Here is an 18524-nt window from a genome sequence, read left to right as displayed (position 1 = left end):
CGCATGAGGATGCCTGCCCTGCTGTCACGCACAACCGAAACTCTGCCTGGGATCAGCGGTATCGCCAGGATCGACAAGAACACCAAACGACTGCTGTCCAGAGTCGGCCCCGGGGACATCGTGATCCTCGACGAGGTCGACCTGGACCGCATCACCGCCGACGCACTCGTCGCCGCTGATGTGCTGGCCGTCGTGAACGCTTCGACGTCCATCTCCGGTCGTTTCCCCAACCTCGGACCCGAGCTGCTGGCAGCTTCGGGCATCACCCTGATCGACGATGTCGGCGTCGAGGTCTTCAAGCGCATCAAGGACGGCGCCAAGATCCGCGTCAACGAAGGTGGCCTGTACTCCGGCGAGCGCAGGCTCGCGAAGGGCACCGAACTCGGCGAACGCGAGATCGCCGACCTGATGATCGACGCCAAGACCGGTCTGGTCGATCACCTCGAGGCCTTCTCCGGCAACACCATCGAGTTCATCCGCAGCGAGTCGCCACTCCTGATCGACGGCGTCGGTGTGCCCGATGTCGACATCCGCATCGAGGGCCGCCACGTCGTGGTCGTCTCCGACGGACCCGATCACGCGGCCGACCTCAAGCGGCTCAAGCCGTTCATCAAGGAGTACCAGCCGATCATGGTCGGTGTTGACGGTGGCGCCGACACGCTCATGGACATGGGCTACCGCCCGGACCTGATCGTGGGCGACCCCGAAGGGATGCGGGCGGCAACACTCAAGTCCGGCGCCCAGGTTGTCCTGCCCGCCGACCCGGACGGCCATGCCCCGGGACTCGAGCGCATCCAGGACCTCGGAATCGGGGCGATGACGTTCCCGGCCGCCGGATCCGCAGCCGACCTCGCGCTGCTGCTCGTCAACCATCACGAAGCCGCGCTGATCGTCACCGTCGGCCACCCCGCCTCGATCGATGAGTTCTTCGACCGCAGCCTTCGGGAGTCGAATCCATCGACCTTCCTCACGCGGCTCAAGGTCGGCGCAAAACTCGTCGACGCAAAAGCTGTCGCCACCCTGTACCGTTCGCGGGTTTCCGGCGCGGCCATCGCGCTGCTGATCCTGGCCGCACTGGTGGCCATGATCGTTGCCGTGATGATGTCGAGCAATGGCTCGGAAGTGACCGACTGGATCGTCGACCAGTGGGACCGTCTCACCGACTGGGTCCAGCGCGTGTGGAATGAATGATCGCCGCCACTGACCTCTGACCTCCACCGAACCCGCAGGGGTTCGCCCTGGCTGGTCCGATCCAATACCCTTGGAATGAGATTTTTGTGATTTCGCTTCGCCAGCACGCTATTTCGCTGGTTGCGGTGTTCCTTGCCCTCGCCGTCGGGGTGGTGCTGGGATCCGGATTTGTTGCTGACACGTTCGGATCGGCCAGTGACACCCAGGACGAGCGGGAGCAGGAGCTGCGCGACGAGAACCAGCAGCTGACCAACAACCTCAACGCCGCCAACAACTTCGACACCGCGATCGCGGGACGATTGTTGGCGGGTTCCCTGACCGATCGTCCGGTGTTGATCATCACCGCGCCGGGCGCCGACGAGGGTGATGTGGCCGCGGTCAAGGACAACCTGAACAAGTCGGGAGCGATCCTCAGTGGACAGGTGGCACTGACGGACACGTTCGTGAGTGATCAGAGCGCCGAGAAGATGCGTTCGATCGTCGACCAGTCGATACCCGCAGGCAGCACGTTGAACGCCGAATTGACCGACTCTGGTGGTCGCGCCGGTGATCTGCTGGGGCTGTTGCTCAATCTGTCACCGGACGAGGCTGAGCCGCAGGTCGACTCCGTTGCCACCGACGCCGGTCTGGCAGCACTCAAGCAAGGCGGATTCATCGACTACGCCGAAGGTACGGTAGCGCCGGCTCAACTCTCGATCATCGTGACAGGCAACAAGTTTGCCGATGACTCCGGTGCGCGTGGACAGGTGATCGCGCGCTTTGCGGGCGCCTACTCAGAGCGTGGCGCCGGTACTGTCCTGGTGGGCCGGACAGGTTCGGCCGAGGGGTCGTCGCCGATCGCGGTGGTCCGGGCCGACCCGGCGTTGAACGCAGAGGTCTCCACCGTCGACAACGTCAATCAGGCAACGGGGCGGATCACTGCCGTCCTGGCGCTGACCGACGAGCTCGGCAACAAGCACGGCGCCTATGGCACCGGCCCCGGCGCCACCGCAATCGCGCCGGAGAGCTGAGCCGGATCTGAGCTGGATGTGAACGACCTGGAGATCTGACCGAAGGACCTGCAGACGACGCCACGTGTCATCTGCGCCACATTGGGTGCAGGGCACGTGGCGTTCGTGTCTGCATCGCCCGATTCTGGGCAACCGACGCGTCGTGTCAACAGCAAGAAACCCGGCCATTGGTGTTACCGTGGAGTCCCGTAGGTAGGCAAGGATTTCTTGCCGCAGTACTAACGGGAGAAGCGTTGCGTCCATTACGTCATGTGCGGTCAGGCACAAAGCACATCTTCGTGACCGGGGGCGTTGCATCGTCGCTCGGTAAAGGTTTGACGGCTTCGAGCCTCGGCCAGTTGCTCACGGCGCGCGGACTGCGCGTCACGATGCAAAAACTAGATCCTTATCTCAACGTTGATCCGGGAACGATGAATCCGTTCCAGCACGGTGAGGTGTTCGTCACCGAAGACGGCGCGGAGACCGATCTCGATGTCGGCCACTACGAGCGCTTCCTCGACCGGGACCTCTCCGGATTCGCGAATGTGACCACCGGACAGGTGTATTCCACCGTCATCGCAAAAGAGCGTCGCGGTGAATACCTCGGTGACACCGTGCAGGTGATCCCGCACATCACCGACGAGATCAAGCGCCGCATCCTGGCGATGGGCCAGGCCGACAACGACGGCCAGATCCCCGACGTCGTCATCACCGAGATCGGTGGCACGGTCGGCGACATCGAATCACAGCCATTTGTCGAGGCGGCACGTCAGATCCGTCACGACGTGGGCCGGGACAATGTGTTCTTCCTCCACGTGTCGCTGGTCCCGTACCTGGCACCCTCGGGTGAGCTGAAGACCAAACCCACCCAGCACTCGGTCGCCGCGCTGCGCAGCATCGGTATCCAGCCCGACGCGCTGATCCTGCGTTGCGACCGCGACGTCCCCGAGGCGCTGAAGAACAAGATCGCGCTCATGTGTGACGTCGACATCGAAGGCGTCATCTCGACACCGGACGCGCCGTCGATCTACGACATCCCCAAGGTGCTGCACGCCGAGCAGCTCGATGCGTACGTCGTCCGCAAGCTCGGTCTGCCGTTCCGGGACGTCGACTGGACCGTGTGGGGCGAACTGCTCAAGCGGGTCCATGAGCCTCGCGAAGAGGTCACGATCGCGCTGGTCGGCAAGTATGTCGAACTGCCGGACGCGTACCTGTCGGTGACCGAGGCCATCCGCGCCGGCGGTTTCGCACATCGGGCTCGCGTGAACGTCGTCTGGGTGCAGTCGGACGACTGTGCCGACGACGCCGGAGCGCAGGCAGCGCTCGCCGATGTCGACGGCATCCTGATCCCCGGTGGATTCGGAATTCGCGGTATCGAGGGCAAGGTCGGCGCCGTCCGATATGCGCGCACCCACAACGTCCCACTCCTGGGACTGTGCCTGGGCTTGCAGTGCATCGTCATCGAGGCCGCGCGTACCGCAGGGCTTGCTGATGCGAGCTCCACGGAGTTCGATCCCGAGACCCCGTACCCGGTGATCTCGACGATGGCCGATCAGGAAGACGCCGTCGCCGGTGAGGCCGATCTCGGCGGAACAATGCGGCTCGGCGCCTACCCGGCGACGCTGGAGCGCGGTTCGGTTGTGGCCAATGCCTATGGCTCCATAGATGTTTCAGAACGCCACCGGCACCGTTTCGAGGTCAACAACAGCTACCGTGACAAGATCGCCGAAAGCGGTCTGGTGTTTTCGGGCACTTCGCCGGACGGCCACCTCGTGGAGTTCGTCGAGTACCCGCGTGAGGTTCACCCGTTCCTGGTCGGCACACAGGCCCACCCCGAACTGAAGAGCCGCCCGACGCGTCCGCATCCGTTGTTCAGCGCATTCGTGCGGGCCTCGCTGCGGTACAAGATGGCCGAGCGTCTCCCGGTGAATGTCCACGGTGACGAAGAAGTCGATCCCGATCTCGATTCCGTTCTCGACGTGACCGCTGCCGAGGCCGGCGCCAAAGAGGCCGGCATTTGAGCGAGCGTCACGAGTTCCGGACTCTCGGAACCGACGTTCACTACGACGGGGCGATTGTTGCGCTCCGCGTCGACGAGGTCGCGATGCCGGGTGGGACCACCGCCAAGCGTGAGGTCGTCGAACACCACGGTGCGGTGGCGGTGGTCGCGGTGAACGATCAGGACGAGATCGCGATGGTGCTGCAGTACCGCCATCCGATCGGCCGGCGTCTTCTCGAACTCCCTGCGGGCCTGCTCGACGGGGGCCCGCAGGAGAGTCCCGTCGACGCGGCCCGGCGGGAACTGCTCGAGGAGACCGGGCTTGCCGCCGCTGCGTGGCAGGTCCTGGTGGACATCGACGTCTCACCCGGATTCACCGACGAGGCACTGCGGGTGTATCTGGCCACCGGGATAACGGAAGTGCCGCAACCGGATCCGGAGCACGAAGAAGCCGACATGACGCTGCATTGGGTGTCGCTCGATGATGCGGTGCGACAGATCTTGTCGGGCGAGATCGTCAACGCGACGGCCGCGGCCGGGATTCTGGCCCTGTCCGCCACACGGTCACAGTCGATTCCGTTGCGTGATGTCGACGCGCCCTGGACCGACCGTCCGGTGGCGTTCGCCAACCGCAAGGCCGAGCGCGACGGGGCCGGTCGATCGTGAACGCGCGCCGAACCTCATGAGCCTCGCGGATCAGGTGCAGGTATACCTGGACCACCTCGAGGTCGAACGAGGTTCGGCGCGTAACACTTTGCAGTCCTATGCCCGGGATCTGCGGCGGTATCAGGAGTATCTGAGCTCGCGTGGGATCGATGCGCTCACCGACGTCACCGAGGCAGACATCCGAGAGTTTCTGGTTACGCTACGCCGCGGTGATGCCGACAACGGCAAGCCGCCGCTGGCCGACAGCTCGATCGCGCGAACCCTGGTGGCCACGAGAGGTTTTCACAAGTTCGCCGCCGCCGAGGGAATCGTGCCGGACGACGTCGCGCATGGTGTGGCTCCGCCCAAGGCGCCGCGCCGGCTCCCGAAGAGCCTCCCGGTCGACGAGGTGCTCGCGATCCTGGCCGCCAGCGGCGGTGAGGACGTTGCGGACGATCCGAGGTCATTGCGGAACCGGGCGTTGCTCGAACTGCTGTACAGCTGTGGTGCCCGTATCTCGGAGGCGGTCACCCTCGACGTCGACGACATCGATACCGAGTCCCGGTCCGTGGTGTTGCGGGGCAAGGGTGGCAAAGAGCGGAACGTGCCCGTGGGGCGTCCGGCCATCGCCGCACTCGACGCCTACCTCGTGCGCGGCAGGCCCGCGCTCGTCTCCAAGTTCAACCCGGCGCTGTTCCTCAACTCGCGCGGCGGCCGGCTCAGTCGTCAGAGCGCCTGGCAGGTTCTGGTCGATGCATCCGAGCGGGCCGGATTGGACAAGGCGGTATCACCGCACACGTTGCGACACAGTTTCGCCACGCATCTGCTCGACGGTGGCGCGGACGTCCGCGTGGTGCAGGAGTTGCTCGGGCATGCGTCGGTGACCACCACGCAGGTCTACACACTCGTGACCGTCGGAACGATGCGTGAGGTGTACGCCCTCGCGCACCCGCGCGCTCGATGAGTCCGGACCGTCAATATCAGGCTGCGGACCCTCGTAGCGGTGAGCCTCCACAGCGCCGACGCGCCGACCCACTAGGCTCTGGGTGTGACAACGCCGCAGCCACCTGAATACGGGCGCGGGCGTGATGCGAATCAGTTGATGATCTCGGCGCCGCCACGCGGTGTAGAGGAACTTGACCGCGAAAAGCCCAGCGCACCCGGAGAGCTCGGGCCGACCGGTCGCGAACTGCGTCCGGTGCCCGAACCGACGCCGCTTGATCGGCATGGTCCTGCCACGGTGGTCGCTGTCTGCAATCAGAAGGGTGGCGTGGGTAAAACCACGTCGACCATCAACCTGGGTGCTGCGCTGGCCGAATGTGGCCGTCGGGTGCTGCTGGTCGATCTCGACCCCCAGGGCGCGTTGTCTGCGGGCCTCGGCGTGCCGCACCATGAACTCGACCTGACGGTCCACAACATGCTCGTCCCACCGCAGCTCTCGGCCGAGGATGTCCTGATGCGGACCCGGGTCGAAGGCATGGACCTGTTGCCCTCCAACATCGACCTGTCTGCGGCGGAGATCCAGTTGGTCAACGAGGTGGGCCGTGAGCACACACTCGGCCGCGCGCTGCATCCGCTGCTCGACCGCTACGACTACGTGCTCATCGATTGCCAGCCGTCGCTGGGACTGCTCACCGTCAACGCGCTTGCCTGCGCCGACACAGTCCTCATCCCGATGGAGTGCGAGTACTTCAGCCTGCGTGGACTGGCGCTGCTCAACGACACCATCGACAAGGTTCGCGACCGTCTCAACCCGCGGCTCACACTCGGCGGCATCCTGGTGACGATGTTCGACGCCCGCACCCTGCATTCCCGCGAGGTGATGCAGCGCGTGGTCGAGGTGTTCGGCGACAAGGTCTACGACACCGTCATCAGCCGGACCGTGCGATTCCCCGAAACCAGTGTCGCCGGTGAACCCATCACCTCGTGGGCACCGAAATCTGGCGGCGCCAAGGCGTATCGGGCACTGGCCCGCGAAGTCATTCACCGCACGCGCTAGAGATGACCGAACCTTCAGAGACCGAGCCTTCAGAGATCGGGTCCTCTCAGGTTGAGACGCCGGAAGATGACACGCCAGGAGTTGATCCGGCGGCAGCGACGCCTGCGCCCGAGCCCGCGACAGAGCCCCTGGCGGAGCCCGTGACAGAGCCCGTGACAGAGCCCGTGATTACCGGGAAATCGCGGTTTCAGGTCAAGCTGACGAACTTCGAGGGGCCGTTCGATCTGCTCCTCAACCTCATCGGCCAGCACCGCCTCGACGTCACCGAAGTCGCTTTGCATGAGGTGACCGACGATTTCATCGCCTACACCAAGCTCCTCGGCGCCGAGATGGAACTCGACCAGACCACGGAGTTCTTGGTGGTGGCGGCGACGCTGCTCGACCTGAAGGCCGCACGTCTGCTGCCCTCTGGTGAGGTCGAGAACGACGAGGACCTGGCGTTACTCGAAGCCCGCGACCTGCTGTTCGCGCGACTACTCCAGTACCGGGCCTACAAACAGGTCGCGATGCTCTTTTCGGAGCTGGAAGCTGCTGCGCTGCAACGTTACCCGCGCGGTGTCTCGCTCGAAGCCCGATTCGAGTCGTTGCTGCCCGAGGTGACCATCGGTGTCAGTCCGGCGGTGTTTGCCGAGGTGGCGGTGGCCGCGATGACACCCAAACCGGTTCCGAAGGTGGGGCTCGGGCATCTGCACATCGAAAAGGTGTCGGTACCTCAGCACGCGTTGCGGATAGGGGAGATCTTGCGGCACGCCGGTGCCGGGGTGTGGGTGAGCTTCACCGATCTGGTTGTCGAATGCGGTAGCGGCCTCGAGGTGGTGGCCCGATTCTTGGCACTACTGGAGCTGTTCCGCGAGCGGGCCGTGGCGTTCGAACAGCCCGAGGCCCTCGGATCGTTGTTGGTGACCTGGACAGGCGAACTCGTAGACGCTCAAGTGATCGTCGAGAAGGGCGAAGACTATGGCTGAATTACCGGCTGAAGAAGTACCGGCCGAAGAAGTGCCGGCTGAAGAGCCGCAAGAGACTCCTGTGCCCGACGTCGACGAGGTGTCGGATGCGTTGGCCGATGCTCTGTCCGAGGACGATGCTCCCGACACGTCGGATGACGACCTCCCGGTCGAAGACCTCCTCGCCGACGACGAACTCCGGTCGGCACTCGAAGCGATGTTGCTCGTGACAGACACACCGGCGCCCACTGATCAGCTGGCGTCGGTGCTCGAAGAGAAGACTTCGCGGGTTCAGACGATGCTGCGGCAGATGTCGAATGAACTGACCGACCGAAACAGTGGCATGGATCTTCGCTACGCAGGCGACGGCTGGCGGCTCTATACCCGCAACGAGTACGCGCCCTATGTGGAGCGGCTGCTCCTCGACGGCGCGCGGACGAAGCTGACACGCGCGGCGCTCGAAACCCTGGCCGTGGTGGCCTATCGCCAACCTGTCAGCCGGTCGCGGGTCAGTGCGGTGCGCGGGGTCAATGTCGACGGTGTGGTCCGCACGTTGCTCGCGCGCGGACTGCTTGCAGAAGTCGGAACGGACTCCGATTCGGGCGCAGTGACGTACGGCACGACGGAACTATTTTTGGAACGTCTGGGGTTGGCTTCTTTGGACGAGTTACCGGATCTCGCGCCGTTGCTACCTGACGTGGACGTCATCGACGCCCTCGGAGATGAGATCATCAGCGACCCGCGATTCGCCAAACTGGCAGGTAACCCGTCAGACTTGAAGTACAAAACCAACAACATCACCGTCGACGACGATTGAGCTGCGCATTGCAGATCGATCAATACGACGGGAATTAGGGATAGAGAATGGCACCCGCTAGCCGAGACGGCAGACCGGACAGAGACAACAACAAAGGCAAAGGGCGAGCTCCTCGTGAGGGCGGACGGTCGTTCGACGACCGTGACCCCAAGCCTTACTCCGAGCGTGGCAGTCGACCCACCGGAGATCGTGGCGGCAGGCCCACCGGTGAACGCGGTGGTCGGCCTACGGGTGACCGTGGCGGACGCCCCACAGGCGGCGAGCGCGGCGGACGGCCCACTGGCGGCGAGCGCGGTGGACGCCCCACGGGAGATCGTGGCGGACGGCCCAGCTTCGGTGAACGCGGCGGACGGCCAGACGGTGAACGCGGTGGTCGACCTACGGGTGACCGCGGTGATCGCGGCGGACGCCCCACTGGCGGCGAGCGCGGTGGACGGCCCACTGGCGGCGAGCGCGGTGGACGCCCCACAGGAGATCGTGGCGGACGGCCCAGCTTTGGAGATCGCGGCGGTCGGCCTTCGGGCGAGCGTGACGGTCGGTCCAGCGGCGGCGATCGTGGTGGCAGGCCCACCGGAGACCGCGACGGACGGCCCAGCTTCGGTGATCGCGGCGGTCGGCCTTCGGGCGAGCGTGACGGTCGGTCCAGCGGCGGCGATCGTGGTGGCAGGCCCACCGGAGACCGCGACGGACGGTCCAGCTTCGGTGATCGCGGCGGTCGGCCTTCGGGCGAGCGTGACGGTCGGTCCAGCGGCGGCGATCGTGGTGGCAGGCCCACCGGCGATCGTGGCGGGCGGCCGACAGGTGAGCGTTATGGAAACCAATCGCATGATCGTGGCGGCAAGCCGTCGTACGAGCGTGGCGAAAAGCCGTCGTACGAGCGTGGTGGAAAACCGGCATACGAGCGGAGTGAAAAGCCCGCTCACGAGCGTGGCTCGCGGCCCAGCGGCGAAGACTTCGGTCGTCCGACCGGTGACCGGACCGCGAACCCGAGCACTGAGCGCAGCGGCAACGCGACCGGCGGAAGGCCCGCGGGAAAGGCGACCAAGGGTGCCGCCGAAGCACGATTCAAGAAGACTCATCGCAAGGGCTTCAACCCGGAGCGCGGAGCTCGTTCGGCCCCTGACGCGAAGAGCGGCCAGGCTCGGCTGAACAACGCAAAACCTGCCCGCGACCAGAATCCGCTGGATGCTTCGGAAGATGGCGCCACTTATGTCGAGGGTGGATTGCGTCTGCAGAAGGTGCTCGCGCAGGCCGGAGTCGCCTCACGGCGCGGTGCCGAGGAATTGATCGCGGCTGGTCGTGTCGAGGTCGACGGTGAAATCGTCCTCGAACAGGGTCTGCGTATCAATCCCGAGACTGCGGTGGTCCGCGTTGACGGATCCCGTGTGGTGGTCAACGAGGAACATCAGTACCTCGCGCTCAACAAGCCCAAGGGCTGGCAGTCGACGATGTCCGACGAGTTCGCCCGTCCGTGTATCGGTGACCTGGTGGCCGAGCGCGTCATGTCGGGACAGAGGCTGTTCCACGTCGGACGCCTCGACGCCGAAACCGAAGGACTCATCCTGCTCACCAATGATGGTGAGCTGGCGCATCGTTTGATGCACCCGTCGTTCGAGGTTCCCAAGACCTACATGGTGACCGTGCGCGGAGAGGTGCATCGCAACCTCGGTCGCACCCTGCGCGACGGTATCGAGCTCGACGACGGCCCGGCCAAGATCGACAAGTTCGCGTTGCTCGATGTGAACCAGGGCATTTCGCTGCTCCGTCTGACGCTGCACGAAGGCCGTAAGCACATCGTCCGTCGAATCCTTGACGCTTCCGGCTTCCCGGTTATTCGACTGGTGCGCACCGACATCGGTGCAGTCAACATCGGCGAACAGCGTCCGGGCACCTTGCGGGTCATGGGCAACGATGAGATCGGCGCGCTCTACAAGGCGGTGGGATTGTGACCAGCCCAGGGGCGATCACGTCCGGTGTGATCGCCATCGATGGTCCGGCCGGAACCGGTAAATCGAGTGTGGCGCGCCGCGTGGCAATCGCGTTGGACGCAAACTACATCGACACCGGAGCCATGTATCGGGTCGCGACCCTGCGCGCACTGCGGGCGGGTGTGGCACTGGACGATCCGGACGCGATCGACAAAGCGACTGAGGGTGTGCGCATTTCCGTCACCAGTAGTCCGACCGAGCAGGTCGTGTTGATGGACGACGAGGATGTCTCTGATGAGATTCGTCGCGACGAGGTGACTCGCGCGGTGTCGGCCGTCTCGGCCGTGCCCGCGGTGCGTACTCGTTTGGTTCAGGCGCAGCGTGATCTGGCACAGAACGGACTCAGCGTGCTCGAGGGCCGAGACATCGGGACCGTTGTGTTCCCCGATGCCACGCTCAAGGTGTACCTGACCGCAACGCCTGAGGTTCGTGCGCAACGGCGGCATGATCAGAACCTCGCCGCAGGAATTGACAGTGATTACCAGACGGTGCTCGCGGACGTGATCCGTCGGGACCATCTGGATTCGACACGGCCGACGTCGCCATTGCGGCCGGCCGATGATGCCGTACAGGTCGACACCACCGACATGGGCATCGAAGAGGTGATCGCCAAGCTGGTTGAGTTGGCGCGCAACCGGATTGGGGTAGAAGCATGAGTGACAATTTTGACGGGGCAGCAATCTCGTCTGACGGAATGTGGTCGGATGAATCCGACTTCGAGCTCGTAGAGCTCTCCGATCTCGGCGTCGACGGCGCACCCTTGGCGGTGCCCGTTGTCGCAATCGTCGGTCGCCCGAACGTGGGCAAGTCGTCGCTGGTGAACCGCATCCTGGGGCGCCGTGAAGCGGTGGTCGAGGATATCCCCGGTGTGACCCGCGACCGTGTCTCCTACGAGGCATCGTGGGCCGGACGGCGGTTCATGGTGCAGGACACCGGCGGTTGGGAACCCGACGCCAAGGGTCTGCAGCAGTCCGTGGCTCGCCAGGCCGAGATCGCGATGAAGACGGCCGACGCAATCGTTCTGGTTGTCGACACCACCGTGGGCGCCACCGCCACCGATGAGGCTGTGGCCAAGGTGCTGCGGCGCTCGAAGACTCCGGTGTTGTTGGCGGCCAACAAGGTTGATGACGAGCGGCTGGAATCGGAAGCGGCTGCCCTGTGGTCGCTGGGACTGGGGGAGCCGTTCACGGTGTCCGCCGCCCACGGTCGCGGTACCGGTGACCTGCTCGACCGGATCCTCGAAGCCCTTCCTGAAACGCCCCGCGAATCCACCACGATGGGTGGCCCGCGCCGAGTTGCGTTGGTGGGCAAGCCCAACGTGGGCAAGAGCTCGCTGATGAACAAGCTCACCGGTGAAGAGCGTGCAGTGGTCGACAATGTCGCCGGAACCACGGTCGACCCCGTTGACGAACTGGTCGAACTCGGTGGACGGGTCTGGAACTTCGTCGACACCGCCGGCTTGCGCAAGAAGGTGACGCAGTCGAGCGGACATGAGTTCTACGCGTCGCTGCGTACCCGGTCGGCCATCGAGGCCGCCGAGGTCGCGGTGCTGCTGATCGACGCGTCGGAGCCGATCACCGAGCAGGACCAGCGTGTTCTGACGATGATCATCGAAGCCGGTCGCGCACTGGTGATCGCGTTCAACAAGTGGGATCTGGTTGACGAGGATCGCCGACTGCAGTTGGCCAAGGAGGTCGACCGCGACCTGTCCCGCGTGCCCTGGGCCCGGACGGTCAACATCTCAGCCCACACCGGTCGGTCGGTGGCAAAGCTGGTGCCGGCACTGGATACGGCGTTGGCGTCATGGGACAAGCGGATCTCGACCGGGCAGCTCAACAACTGGCTCAAGGATGTCATCGCGGAGACGCCGCCACCGATGCGTGGTGGTCGTCTGCCTCGCGTGATGTTCGCGACCCAGGCTGCCACCCGGCCGCCGACGTTTGTCTTCTTCACCACGGGCTTCCTGGAGGCCGGCTACCGCCGGTTCCTGGAGCGAAAGCTGCGTGAGGCCTTCAACTTCGACGGTTCACCCGTTCGGGTGAACGTCCGAGTTCGCGAGAAGCGCGAGCGCACGAAGTAGGACGAGACAGCTTGCACCCCTGCCCCGATCAACATTGTTGGTCGGGGCAGGGTTATGTTCAGGCAACTTTGAGCCACTTGAAGTTTCGCCATCCGTAGTCGATGTTGAACACCTGCGCCTCGGCAGATTCCTTATCGAACACGGTGCGGGCGCGTTGCAGGAACCATTCGGCGTCCGCGTCGCTGTTCGGATTCCACATCTCCGGGTTTGTGAAGTATTTGTCCGGGAAATGAGTGTTGTTGGGCTGCGGCAGATCCAGGCTTCCGCGTTGACGCCAACCGACCCGGCCCTGCCAACCCGGAGGGCCGTTATCTGCGTTGATGATTTCGGTGATCCATCCGGTATCACCGTCGTTGACCTGGGCATGATCGGGCCCGCAGACCAGGGTCAGCACGGTGATATCGGTACGACCACCTTTGGCCCACTCCCGAATGTGGTGGACCGCGCATTCGGAGGCCGGGGCATCACAGCCCGGACGAGAACAGCCCCGCTCCGAGGCGATCAGAGCGAGTCTCTGATCAGCGGTGGCCAGGCGTTCTTCACGACCCAAATACAGCGGACGATGCTTGTCGTCGAGCAACGCCAGGAACTTGCGGCTCACTCCGGCCAACTTCAGGGCGTCCTTGACGGCCAACACCCCACCGGATGCGGTGGTGGCCAGACCGGTTTCTTGTTCAAGTTGTTCCAACGTCATCGTCACGATGACCTGCGCCGGCAGACCCCGGTGAGTACCGAGTTTGCCCTGCCCGACAACCATTTCCATCAACTTCTTGAACGCATCATGATTGCGTTGTCCCGGAGTGCGGGTATCGCGCTCGGCTGCCGCGCGGAGTGCGTCTTTGTCTGCCTTGTCGGCGTTGCCGGTCGGTGAGTCCGGATCGTTGGGGTTGTTCATGCCCTTGGCTGCCCACTTCGCCGCCACCACATCCCACAATGCTTTGGTCGCCGGGTCGAGAGTGCCTTTGATCCCGGCCAAGTGATCCGCGCCTTGCTTGGATACCGACAACTCCCGCTTCTGCGCGCGGTCGCTGTCGTCGAACTCGCCGTCCGGGTTCAGATGGGCATGTAGGTGCAGACCAACCTTTTTCAGTTCGTCCGGATCCATCGTGCGGGCGGCCTCGGCCATCAGCCTTTCTCCGTCGGACCACAATTCGAGGTTGCTGCGAATACTGCCGGGCAGGTTACGCAAGGTGTCGTCGATGACGTTGTAGTGCGCCACTCCGATCGCACCATCACGCAACGCCGACCACGTGTTCGGGTACACCGGTGCAACCACCTCGCCGGATGGGGTGTGCCATTCACCCAGCCGTTCAGCCCTTTTCGACCGGGCACTGGCCTGGGCCGCCGAAACGCGCAAGTGCTGCCGCAGAAACTTGTTGTGCTTGAGCCCTTGTTTTGCCGCCACCGATCGTTCGCGCAACTCGACCGCCACGCGGATTTTGATGGCTTCATCACGGCGGGTTTGGGTTTCGATCGCTTGGGCGAGTTCGACGGTCTCTTTGTCCGACAGGTTCGCGATCGATACGTCAACAAGCCTGCGGGACAACATCTCACGGACAGCAACGATCTCTTCCGTATCAAGGGCCATGCCCTCGATACGGTTGATGAGATTTGCCACCCCCGCGGTCATGGAACAGTTCTATCAGCACCCACCGACAAGTCCTTGACCAGGGGTTTTTCCAAAGGTGGTGCAGTCAGGCAAGTCTGGCTTGTATGTCGCCGATCGAGTCGACAAACCACACATGACGACCGCGGTTGGATTCGCGCACAAACGCGGCCAGCGACTCACTGCGTGAGACCTCCGTGGAGATGTCGCCGACGATGGCGATCACAACGCGGTACTGAACCATCTTCTGGAGGTACTCACCTGCGACGCCCGTACTGAGGTCCAGGAAGCCTTCTGGCAAACGATTGATGGGTATCGCGACCGCTGCCACCTTGTGTCCCCACGTTGCGCCGATGGCGTCGAGAGCTGCCACGGTTTCACCGGTGGCGGGATAGACCATCAGCTCATCGCCGTTTTGGGTCTGCTGGAACATCGTCATGAGAAGTTGCCTCCTTCAGTCAGGTCGCGGAGCAGGATCAGGACGTCTGCGGTGTCGCTGATGCTGCCTTGCGCAATCACTTTCAGTGAGCGGCCGTCGGGGCCGGGGGCCGTGGTCAGGCGTAGTGGGTGACCGCGGTCCCGGCCGCCCGCCGCGGCGGTGAGCACTGTGGCGATGCGGTCCCAGTCGCCTGGTTTGAGGTTCTCGAGGTCGACAACAACCGTGCTGTGCTCGGTGACCCCCGCTTCTGCAGGTGACTCGGCCGTTGGTCCCGGGACGGTGTTACCTGCACCTGCGACGAACGCGGCCAGATCCGTTCGGGTGATCCGATACTGCTTGCCCACGCGGGCGGCACGGAGCCGCCCATCACGGATGTATGCGCGGATGGTTCGCACATGCAGTCCGAGCTCATCGGCCACCTCGTCGGCGGACAGGTAATTCGACGGTGTCACAGTAGGTCAATATACAGACAGATAGGGATGTTTAGGTAATTCGTCGGAGGAGCTGATGTGGGTGATTGTCGGACCTGCTGGATTTCCCGGCGCGCTGACGACTGAGGCTCGACAGGGCTTCTACCAGGCGACTTTCGCTGCGGGTGGTGCCTGAGGTAATCTCATTCAGCGCCCTTAACGGGGAGTGCCACGGGCTGTGGCGCAGCTTGGTAGCGTACTTGACTGGGGGTCAAGTGGTCGCAGGTTCAAATCCTGTCAGCCCGACAGAAGTCAGAGCAGGTCAGAGGCGGTTTCGGAGAAATCCGGAGCCGCCTTTTTCGTGCACGGATCAGCTCCAGATCTCCGTGAACGACACAACGCGACCCAGGATCTGTTCTGCTGCCCGATGTCCCGACTTCAGCGCGCCGGTCACCGTCGCGGGGTCGTCGGTCCAGGTGGCCTCGCCGGCAAGGTGCAACACGCCGTCTATCGGCGTGGACAGGACATTGTGATCCTGCCGGTCCGAGCCGACCGTCATGTACGCATACGAACCGCGCGCGTAGGGATCGTCCTGCCAGCGAGTGACGTGAACCCGGTCCGGTTGCACAACGCGGTCGCCGTATAGCCCTCGCAATGCATCGAGAACAGAGTCGGCGATGCGCGTATCCGACCATTCGCGAGTCGCTCTGGCGCAGGGGCCTGCCGCGAACGTCAGGAGCGTCGGTGAACCGTTCAGGGCGGTCATGTCGTACCAGGAATGCCACCACCGACCGGCCTCGCCCTGTCGGCGAATCGCATAGACGTCGTCGTCCCAGAATTTCTGCGGAAACCGCAGGACCACCTTCTCGAATGCGTTCATCTCCAGCCGATTCAAAGCACCTGAGAGCGGTTCGGGCAGTGGCGGATCGAACACGAACTCGGGCGACTTCAGCACTCCGATCGGAGCCGTGATTACAACCCGGCCGGCCGAGAAACGTCCCCGGCCGGTCTCGATGGTGACACCGGTCGGCGACCACCGCACGCAGGTGACAACGTGGTCCAGTCGCACATCGAGGCCCTTCGCCAGCTGTACGGCGAGTTCGTCGTAGCCGTCGGGGAACACCACTTCGTCGCCCTCGATCGCATCGTCGTCGAGACCGTGCGCGTCGAGGTCGTCGATCCACACACCCAGTTGTTCCTCGGCCCGGTGTTGCAGGAACTCGCGGACTCGCATCGAACGGTCCTCGTCCCACTTCAGTTGCGCCAAGGTGCTTTCCACCGCCTCGCCGAAGGAGGTGTGCAGCTCCGCGGAAGAGATGGTGGTCGCCAGCTGATCGCTGAACAAATGGATGTCCGCCGAGAAACGCTGGGCGGCTTCGTCACCCAATCGCGAGCCGGCGGGGGAGTAGTAGGCGATGGGCCGCCCATCGGGCTGATAGCTGCCGACGGTGAACTCAAGCGTGCGCATACCGAAGGCCTTGACGGCATCGGCAACCGGATTCCCATCGACCCCGTGGATCCAGGACGCGCCGTAGTCGACGACCTCACCGTCAGCGCGGGAGGTCCACACGCGCCCTCCGAGGCGGTCTCGGGCCTCCAGGATCGCCACCCGTTGGCCGTTGTCGGCGAGGATTCGCCCGACGGTCAGTCCGGCGATACCGGCGCCGACGATCAGTGTGTCGAAGTCTGTCAACGGAGTTCCGATCTGTCGGTGCGTGAATGCGATACCAGCCGCGGTGCCGGCTGCTGCCTTTCTGATGAGTTGCTCACGATTGCTCCCGCGAACACCACCATGTCGTGCGCCCGCCGACGGTGCCGCGTGACATCGGCGCCCCACACCGGGGGCACACGGCGCCGGTCTTCCGATACGGGATGATCTCCCCGGTGTGGACGCCGCCCTTCTTGGTAGCGGATCGGATGGCACGGCGCAGGGCAACACGTAGGTTGTCGAGGTCGTCGGTGCTCAGGGTCTTGGCGCGGCGTGTCGGCGACAGCTCGCACTGCCACAGGACCTCGTCGGCGAGCAGGTTCCCGATCCCGGCGATGGCCGCCTGGTCGAGCAGCCTGGCCTTGAGAGGCGCTCCGCTGGAACCGATCCGATGCCGAAAGTCCTCGCGCGAGATCTCCGCGGCATCCGGGCCGAGTGCGTCGATATCGGGTTCCAGGCGCACGCGGCCGAGGCGGCGTTTGTCGAAGAGTCGGAGTTGGCCTCCGTCATCGAACGTCATGGCGAAGCGCGTCCACTCGGGTTTGTCGGTGTCCCGCTCACCGACGTGCGGATCGCCGCCGCCGTAGATCGAGGTCTGCTCACCGTCGGGCGCCGTGACGATGATGCGCCCGCCCATACCGAGGTGGATGCCGAGCCTGGGACCCGCTGACCCGTCCGCGGTCTCGGTCTCGCACCACATGGCTTTGCCGCGACGACGGGCTTCGGTGAGCCTGCCGCCCTTCAGCGCCCGGGCGATCTCACCCGGGCGGTGCGGTCGACACTCGAACGTGTCGGTGTCATCGATATCGACGATGACCCGGTTCAGCGCCTTCTCTACGACCTGTCTGGCGTTCTCGACCTCGGGAAGTTCCGGCATTCGTCCGGTATACCCGGCGCGGCGCACTCATGTGCGGAAGTCGCGGGTGCTCAGCATGGCGCTATCACGATCGGTGAGCGCGCGTTCCAAGTCTGGTCCTCGGGCTGTGGCTGTTCGTGGTCAGAACAGCGTGGGCGGAGTCGCGCCCTCGAAGTCGAGTAGCCATCGTTTTGTCTGCAGGCCTTGCCCGGTGTCGCCGCCCGAGTAGCCGCCCAGGCCATCGGCGGCGACCACTCGGTGGCACGGGATGAGCAGTGGCACAGGGTTGACGCCCATGATGGTGCCGATGCTTCGCGCGGAGACGCCGGTACTGCTCCGCGCTGCGAGTTCGCCGTAGGTGATCGTCGCTCCTCGCTTCGCGGTCTTCTCGAGTGTGGTGAGGACGGCTCGGGCGACGTCGGACATGTCGTGCATGTCGATCGGAAGATCGAACTCGGTCAAGTTCCCGTCGAAGTAGGCCTGGAGCTGGGCAAGCCCCTCGACAAGTAGATGATCATCGGGCGCATTTCTCGATGGCGGAGGAGTCCACCGCCACGCCACCCGCACGATCGCCTCGCCGCTACTGGCAAGGGTGATCGAGCCGATGGGCGTTGACAGCGAGCCCGAGGTGATCCCGTCAACCCGCTCATCTTCGTGCGTCATGTGGGCCGAGGATAGTCTCGAAAGTTCGTGACGAGACGCCAGCTATTTCAAATCAGAGTCCGTTTACGTCCGCGAATCGATCGTGCGTCGGGTCGGTTTGGATTTCGAGTTCGATCAGATCGGCGGCTCGTTGAGCCGTCTCCGCGCCGCAAAGCGAGCCGATCAAAGCTGCGGTCATGTCCATGCCCGC

Annotated in this window: 16 protein-coding genes, 1 tRNA gene and 1 pseudogene; 12 read left to right on the top strand and 6 right to left on the bottom strand. The window is 64.3% G+C overall.

All coding sequences use genetic code 11. The annotated features are described in order from the left end of the window. The first annotated feature begins 3 nt into the window (after positions 1-3). The 11 genes and pseudogenes from steA to der all read left to right on the top strand — a co-directional run bounded on the left by steA (position 4) and on the right by der (position 12652). Positions 4-1191 (top strand): putative cytokinetic ring protein SteA, encoded by a 1188-nt coding sequence (gene steA, locus AC1TPF_RS20395; protein WP_482139837.1) that lies wholly within the window; start codon positions 4-6, stop codon positions 1189-1191. Positions 1192-1277: 86 nt separating this feature from the next. Beyond that, the gene (locus AC1TPF_RS20390) at positions 1278-2201 is read left to right on the top strand and encodes a copper transporter (protein WP_482139835.1); all 924 of its coding nucleotides are present in this window, start codon (positions 1278-1280) and stop codon (positions 2199-2201) included. Between the two features lie 233 nt (positions 2202-2434). Then, on the top strand, positions 2435-4201 hold the full coding sequence (locus AC1TPF_RS20385) for a CTP synthase (protein WP_482145121.1): 1767 nt from the start codon (positions 2435-2437) through the stop codon (positions 4199-4201). Then, positions 4198-4845 carry an NUDIX domain-containing protein gene (locus tag AC1TPF_RS20380; protein WP_482145120.1) on the top strand — a complete coding sequence of 216 codons (648 nt, stop codon included), beginning with the start codon at positions 4198-4200 and terminating at the stop codon, positions 4843-4845. Before AC1TPF_RS20385 ends, AC1TPF_RS20380 begins: the two co-directional genes overlap by 4 nt. Positions 4846-4861: 16 nt before the next feature. Continuing rightward, the gene (gene xerD, locus AC1TPF_RS20375; protein ID WP_482145119.1) at positions 4862-5788 is read left to right on the top strand and encodes a site-specific tyrosine recombinase XerD; all 927 of its coding nucleotides are present in this window, start codon (positions 4862-4864) and stop codon (positions 5786-5788) included. A 138-nt stretch (positions 5789-5926) separates the two neighbouring features. Beyond that, entirely contained in the window at positions 5927-6823 is an 897-nt protein-coding gene (locus tag AC1TPF_RS20370; protein ID WP_482139961.1) for a ParA family protein, read from the top strand. A 2-nt stretch (positions 6824-6825) separates the two neighbouring features. After that, complete coding sequence (locus AC1TPF_RS20365) at positions 6826-7788, top strand: segregation and condensation protein A (protein WP_482145118.1); 963 nt, start codon at positions 6826-6828, stop codon at positions 7786-7788. Next, positions 7781-8584, top strand: coding sequence for an SMC-Scp complex subunit ScpB (gene scpB / locus AC1TPF_RS20360; protein ID WP_482145117.1), 804 nt, complete (start codon positions 7781-7783; stop codon positions 8582-8584). The genes AC1TPF_RS20365 and scpB overlap by 8 nt, the downstream gene beginning before the upstream one ends. Before the next feature lie 902 nt (positions 8585-9486). Then, positions 9487-10533, top strand: a pseudogene (locus AC1TPF_RS20355) (pseudouridine synthase); the annotation flags it as partial. Positions 10534-10559: 26 nt separating this feature from the next. Beyond that, positions 10560-11228, top strand: a complete 669-nt coding sequence (cmk, locus tag AC1TPF_RS20350) for a (d)CMP kinase (protein ID WP_482139959.1) — start codon at positions 10560-10562, stop codon at positions 11226-11228. After that, positions 11225-12652: a ribosome biogenesis GTPase Der gene (gene der / locus AC1TPF_RS20345; RefSeq protein ID WP_482139824.1), complete on the top strand. Its 1428-nt coding sequence runs from the start codon at positions 11225-11227 to the stop codon at positions 12650-12652. Before cmk ends, der begins: the two co-directional genes overlap by 4 nt. Positions 12653-12710: 58 nt before the next feature. On the opposite strand, the gene AC1TPF_RS20340 is transcribed toward der, so the two are convergent. From AC1TPF_RS20340 to AC1TPF_RS20330, 3 genes are all read right to left on the bottom strand, one after another. After that, a complete protein-coding gene (locus AC1TPF_RS20340) occupies positions 12711-14282 on the bottom strand; it encodes an HNH endonuclease signature motif containing protein (protein WP_482145116.1) in 1572 nt (523 codons plus the stop codon). 64 nt (positions 14283-14346) lie between these two features. Continuing rightward, on the bottom strand, positions 14347-14697 hold the full coding sequence (locus AC1TPF_RS20335) for a DUF4180 domain-containing protein (protein ID WP_482139820.1): 351 nt from the start codon (positions 14695-14697) through the stop codon (positions 14347-14349). Beyond that, entirely contained in the window at positions 14694-15149 is a 456-nt protein-coding gene (locus tag AC1TPF_RS20330) for a helix-turn-helix domain-containing protein (RefSeq protein ID WP_482139818.1), read from the bottom strand. The genes AC1TPF_RS20335 and AC1TPF_RS20330 overlap by 4 nt, the downstream gene beginning before the upstream one ends. Before the next feature lie 190 nt (positions 15150-15339). Between AC1TPF_RS20330 and AC1TPF_RS20325 the strand changes: the two genes are divergently transcribed. Further along, a tRNA-Pro gene (locus AC1TPF_RS20325) sits at positions 15340-15413 on the top strand. Positions 15414-15477: 64 nt separating this feature from the next. On the opposite strand, the gene AC1TPF_RS20320 is transcribed toward AC1TPF_RS20325, so the two are convergent. From AC1TPF_RS20320 to AC1TPF_RS20310, 3 genes are all read right to left on the bottom strand, one after another. Next, positions 15478-16800 (bottom strand): flavin monoamine oxidase family protein, encoded by a 1323-nt coding sequence (locus AC1TPF_RS20320; protein WP_482145115.1) that lies wholly within the window; start codon positions 16798-16800, stop codon positions 15478-15480. A gap of 73 nt (positions 16801-16873) precedes the next feature. Then, positions 16874-17692: an Fpg/Nei family DNA glycosylase gene (locus tag AC1TPF_RS20315; RefSeq protein WP_482145114.1), complete on the bottom strand. Its 819-nt coding sequence runs from the start codon at positions 17690-17692 to the stop codon at positions 16874-16876. Positions 17693-17812: 120 nt separating this feature from the next. Continuing rightward, positions 17813-18334, bottom strand: coding sequence for a methylated-DNA--[protein]-cysteine S-methyltransferase (locus tag AC1TPF_RS20310; RefSeq protein ID WP_482145113.1), 522 nt, complete (start codon positions 18332-18334; stop codon positions 17813-17815). Positions 18335-18524: the final 190 nt, after the last annotated feature.

The sequence above is a fragment of the Williamsia sp. Y853 genome (assembly GCF_056786495.1).
This window is presented reverse-complemented; position numbering and strand designations above follow the sequence as displayed.

What these genes read in the sequence shown, in the direction of transcription:
- AC1TPF_RS20310 (WP_482145113.1), bottom strand. Translation starts at nt 18,334, where the DNA reads ATGACGCACGAAGATGAGCGGGTTGACGGGATCACCTCGGGCTCGCTG.
- steA (WP_482139837.1), top strand. Translation starts at nt 4, where the DNA reads ATGAGGATGCCTGCCCTGCTGTCACGCACAACCGAAACTCTGCCTGGG.
- AC1TPF_RS20370 (WP_482139961.1), top strand. Translation starts at nt 5,927, where the DNA reads ATGATCTCGGCGCCGCCACGCGGTGTAGAGGAACTTGACCGCGAAAAG.
- AC1TPF_RS20340 (WP_482145116.1), bottom strand. Translation starts at nt 14,282, where the DNA reads ATGACCGCGGGGGTGGCAAATCTCATCAACCGTATCGAGGGCATGGCC.
- der (WP_482139824.1), top strand. Translation starts at nt 11,225, where the DNA reads ATGAGTGACAATTTTGACGGGGCAGCAATCTCGTCTGACGGAATGTGG.
- xerD (WP_482145119.1), top strand. Translation starts at nt 4,862, where the DNA reads ATGAGCCTCGCGGATCAGGTGCAGGTATACCTGGACCACCTCGAGGTC.
- AC1TPF_RS20335 (WP_482139820.1), bottom strand. Translation starts at nt 14,697, where the DNA reads ATGACGATGTTCCAGCAGACCCAAAACGGCGATGAGCTGATGGTCTAT.
- AC1TPF_RS20315 (WP_482145114.1), bottom strand. Translation starts at nt 17,692, where the DNA reads ATGCCGGAACTTCCCGAGGTCGAGAACGCCAGACAGGTCGTAGAGAAG.
- AC1TPF_RS20365 (WP_482145118.1), top strand. Translation starts at nt 6,826, where the DNA reads ATGACCGAACCTTCAGAGACCGAGCCTTCAGAGATCGGGTCCTCTCAG.
- scpB (WP_482145117.1), top strand. Translation starts at nt 7,781, where the DNA reads ATGGCTGAATTACCGGCTGAAGAAGTACCGGCCGAAGAAGTGCCGGCT.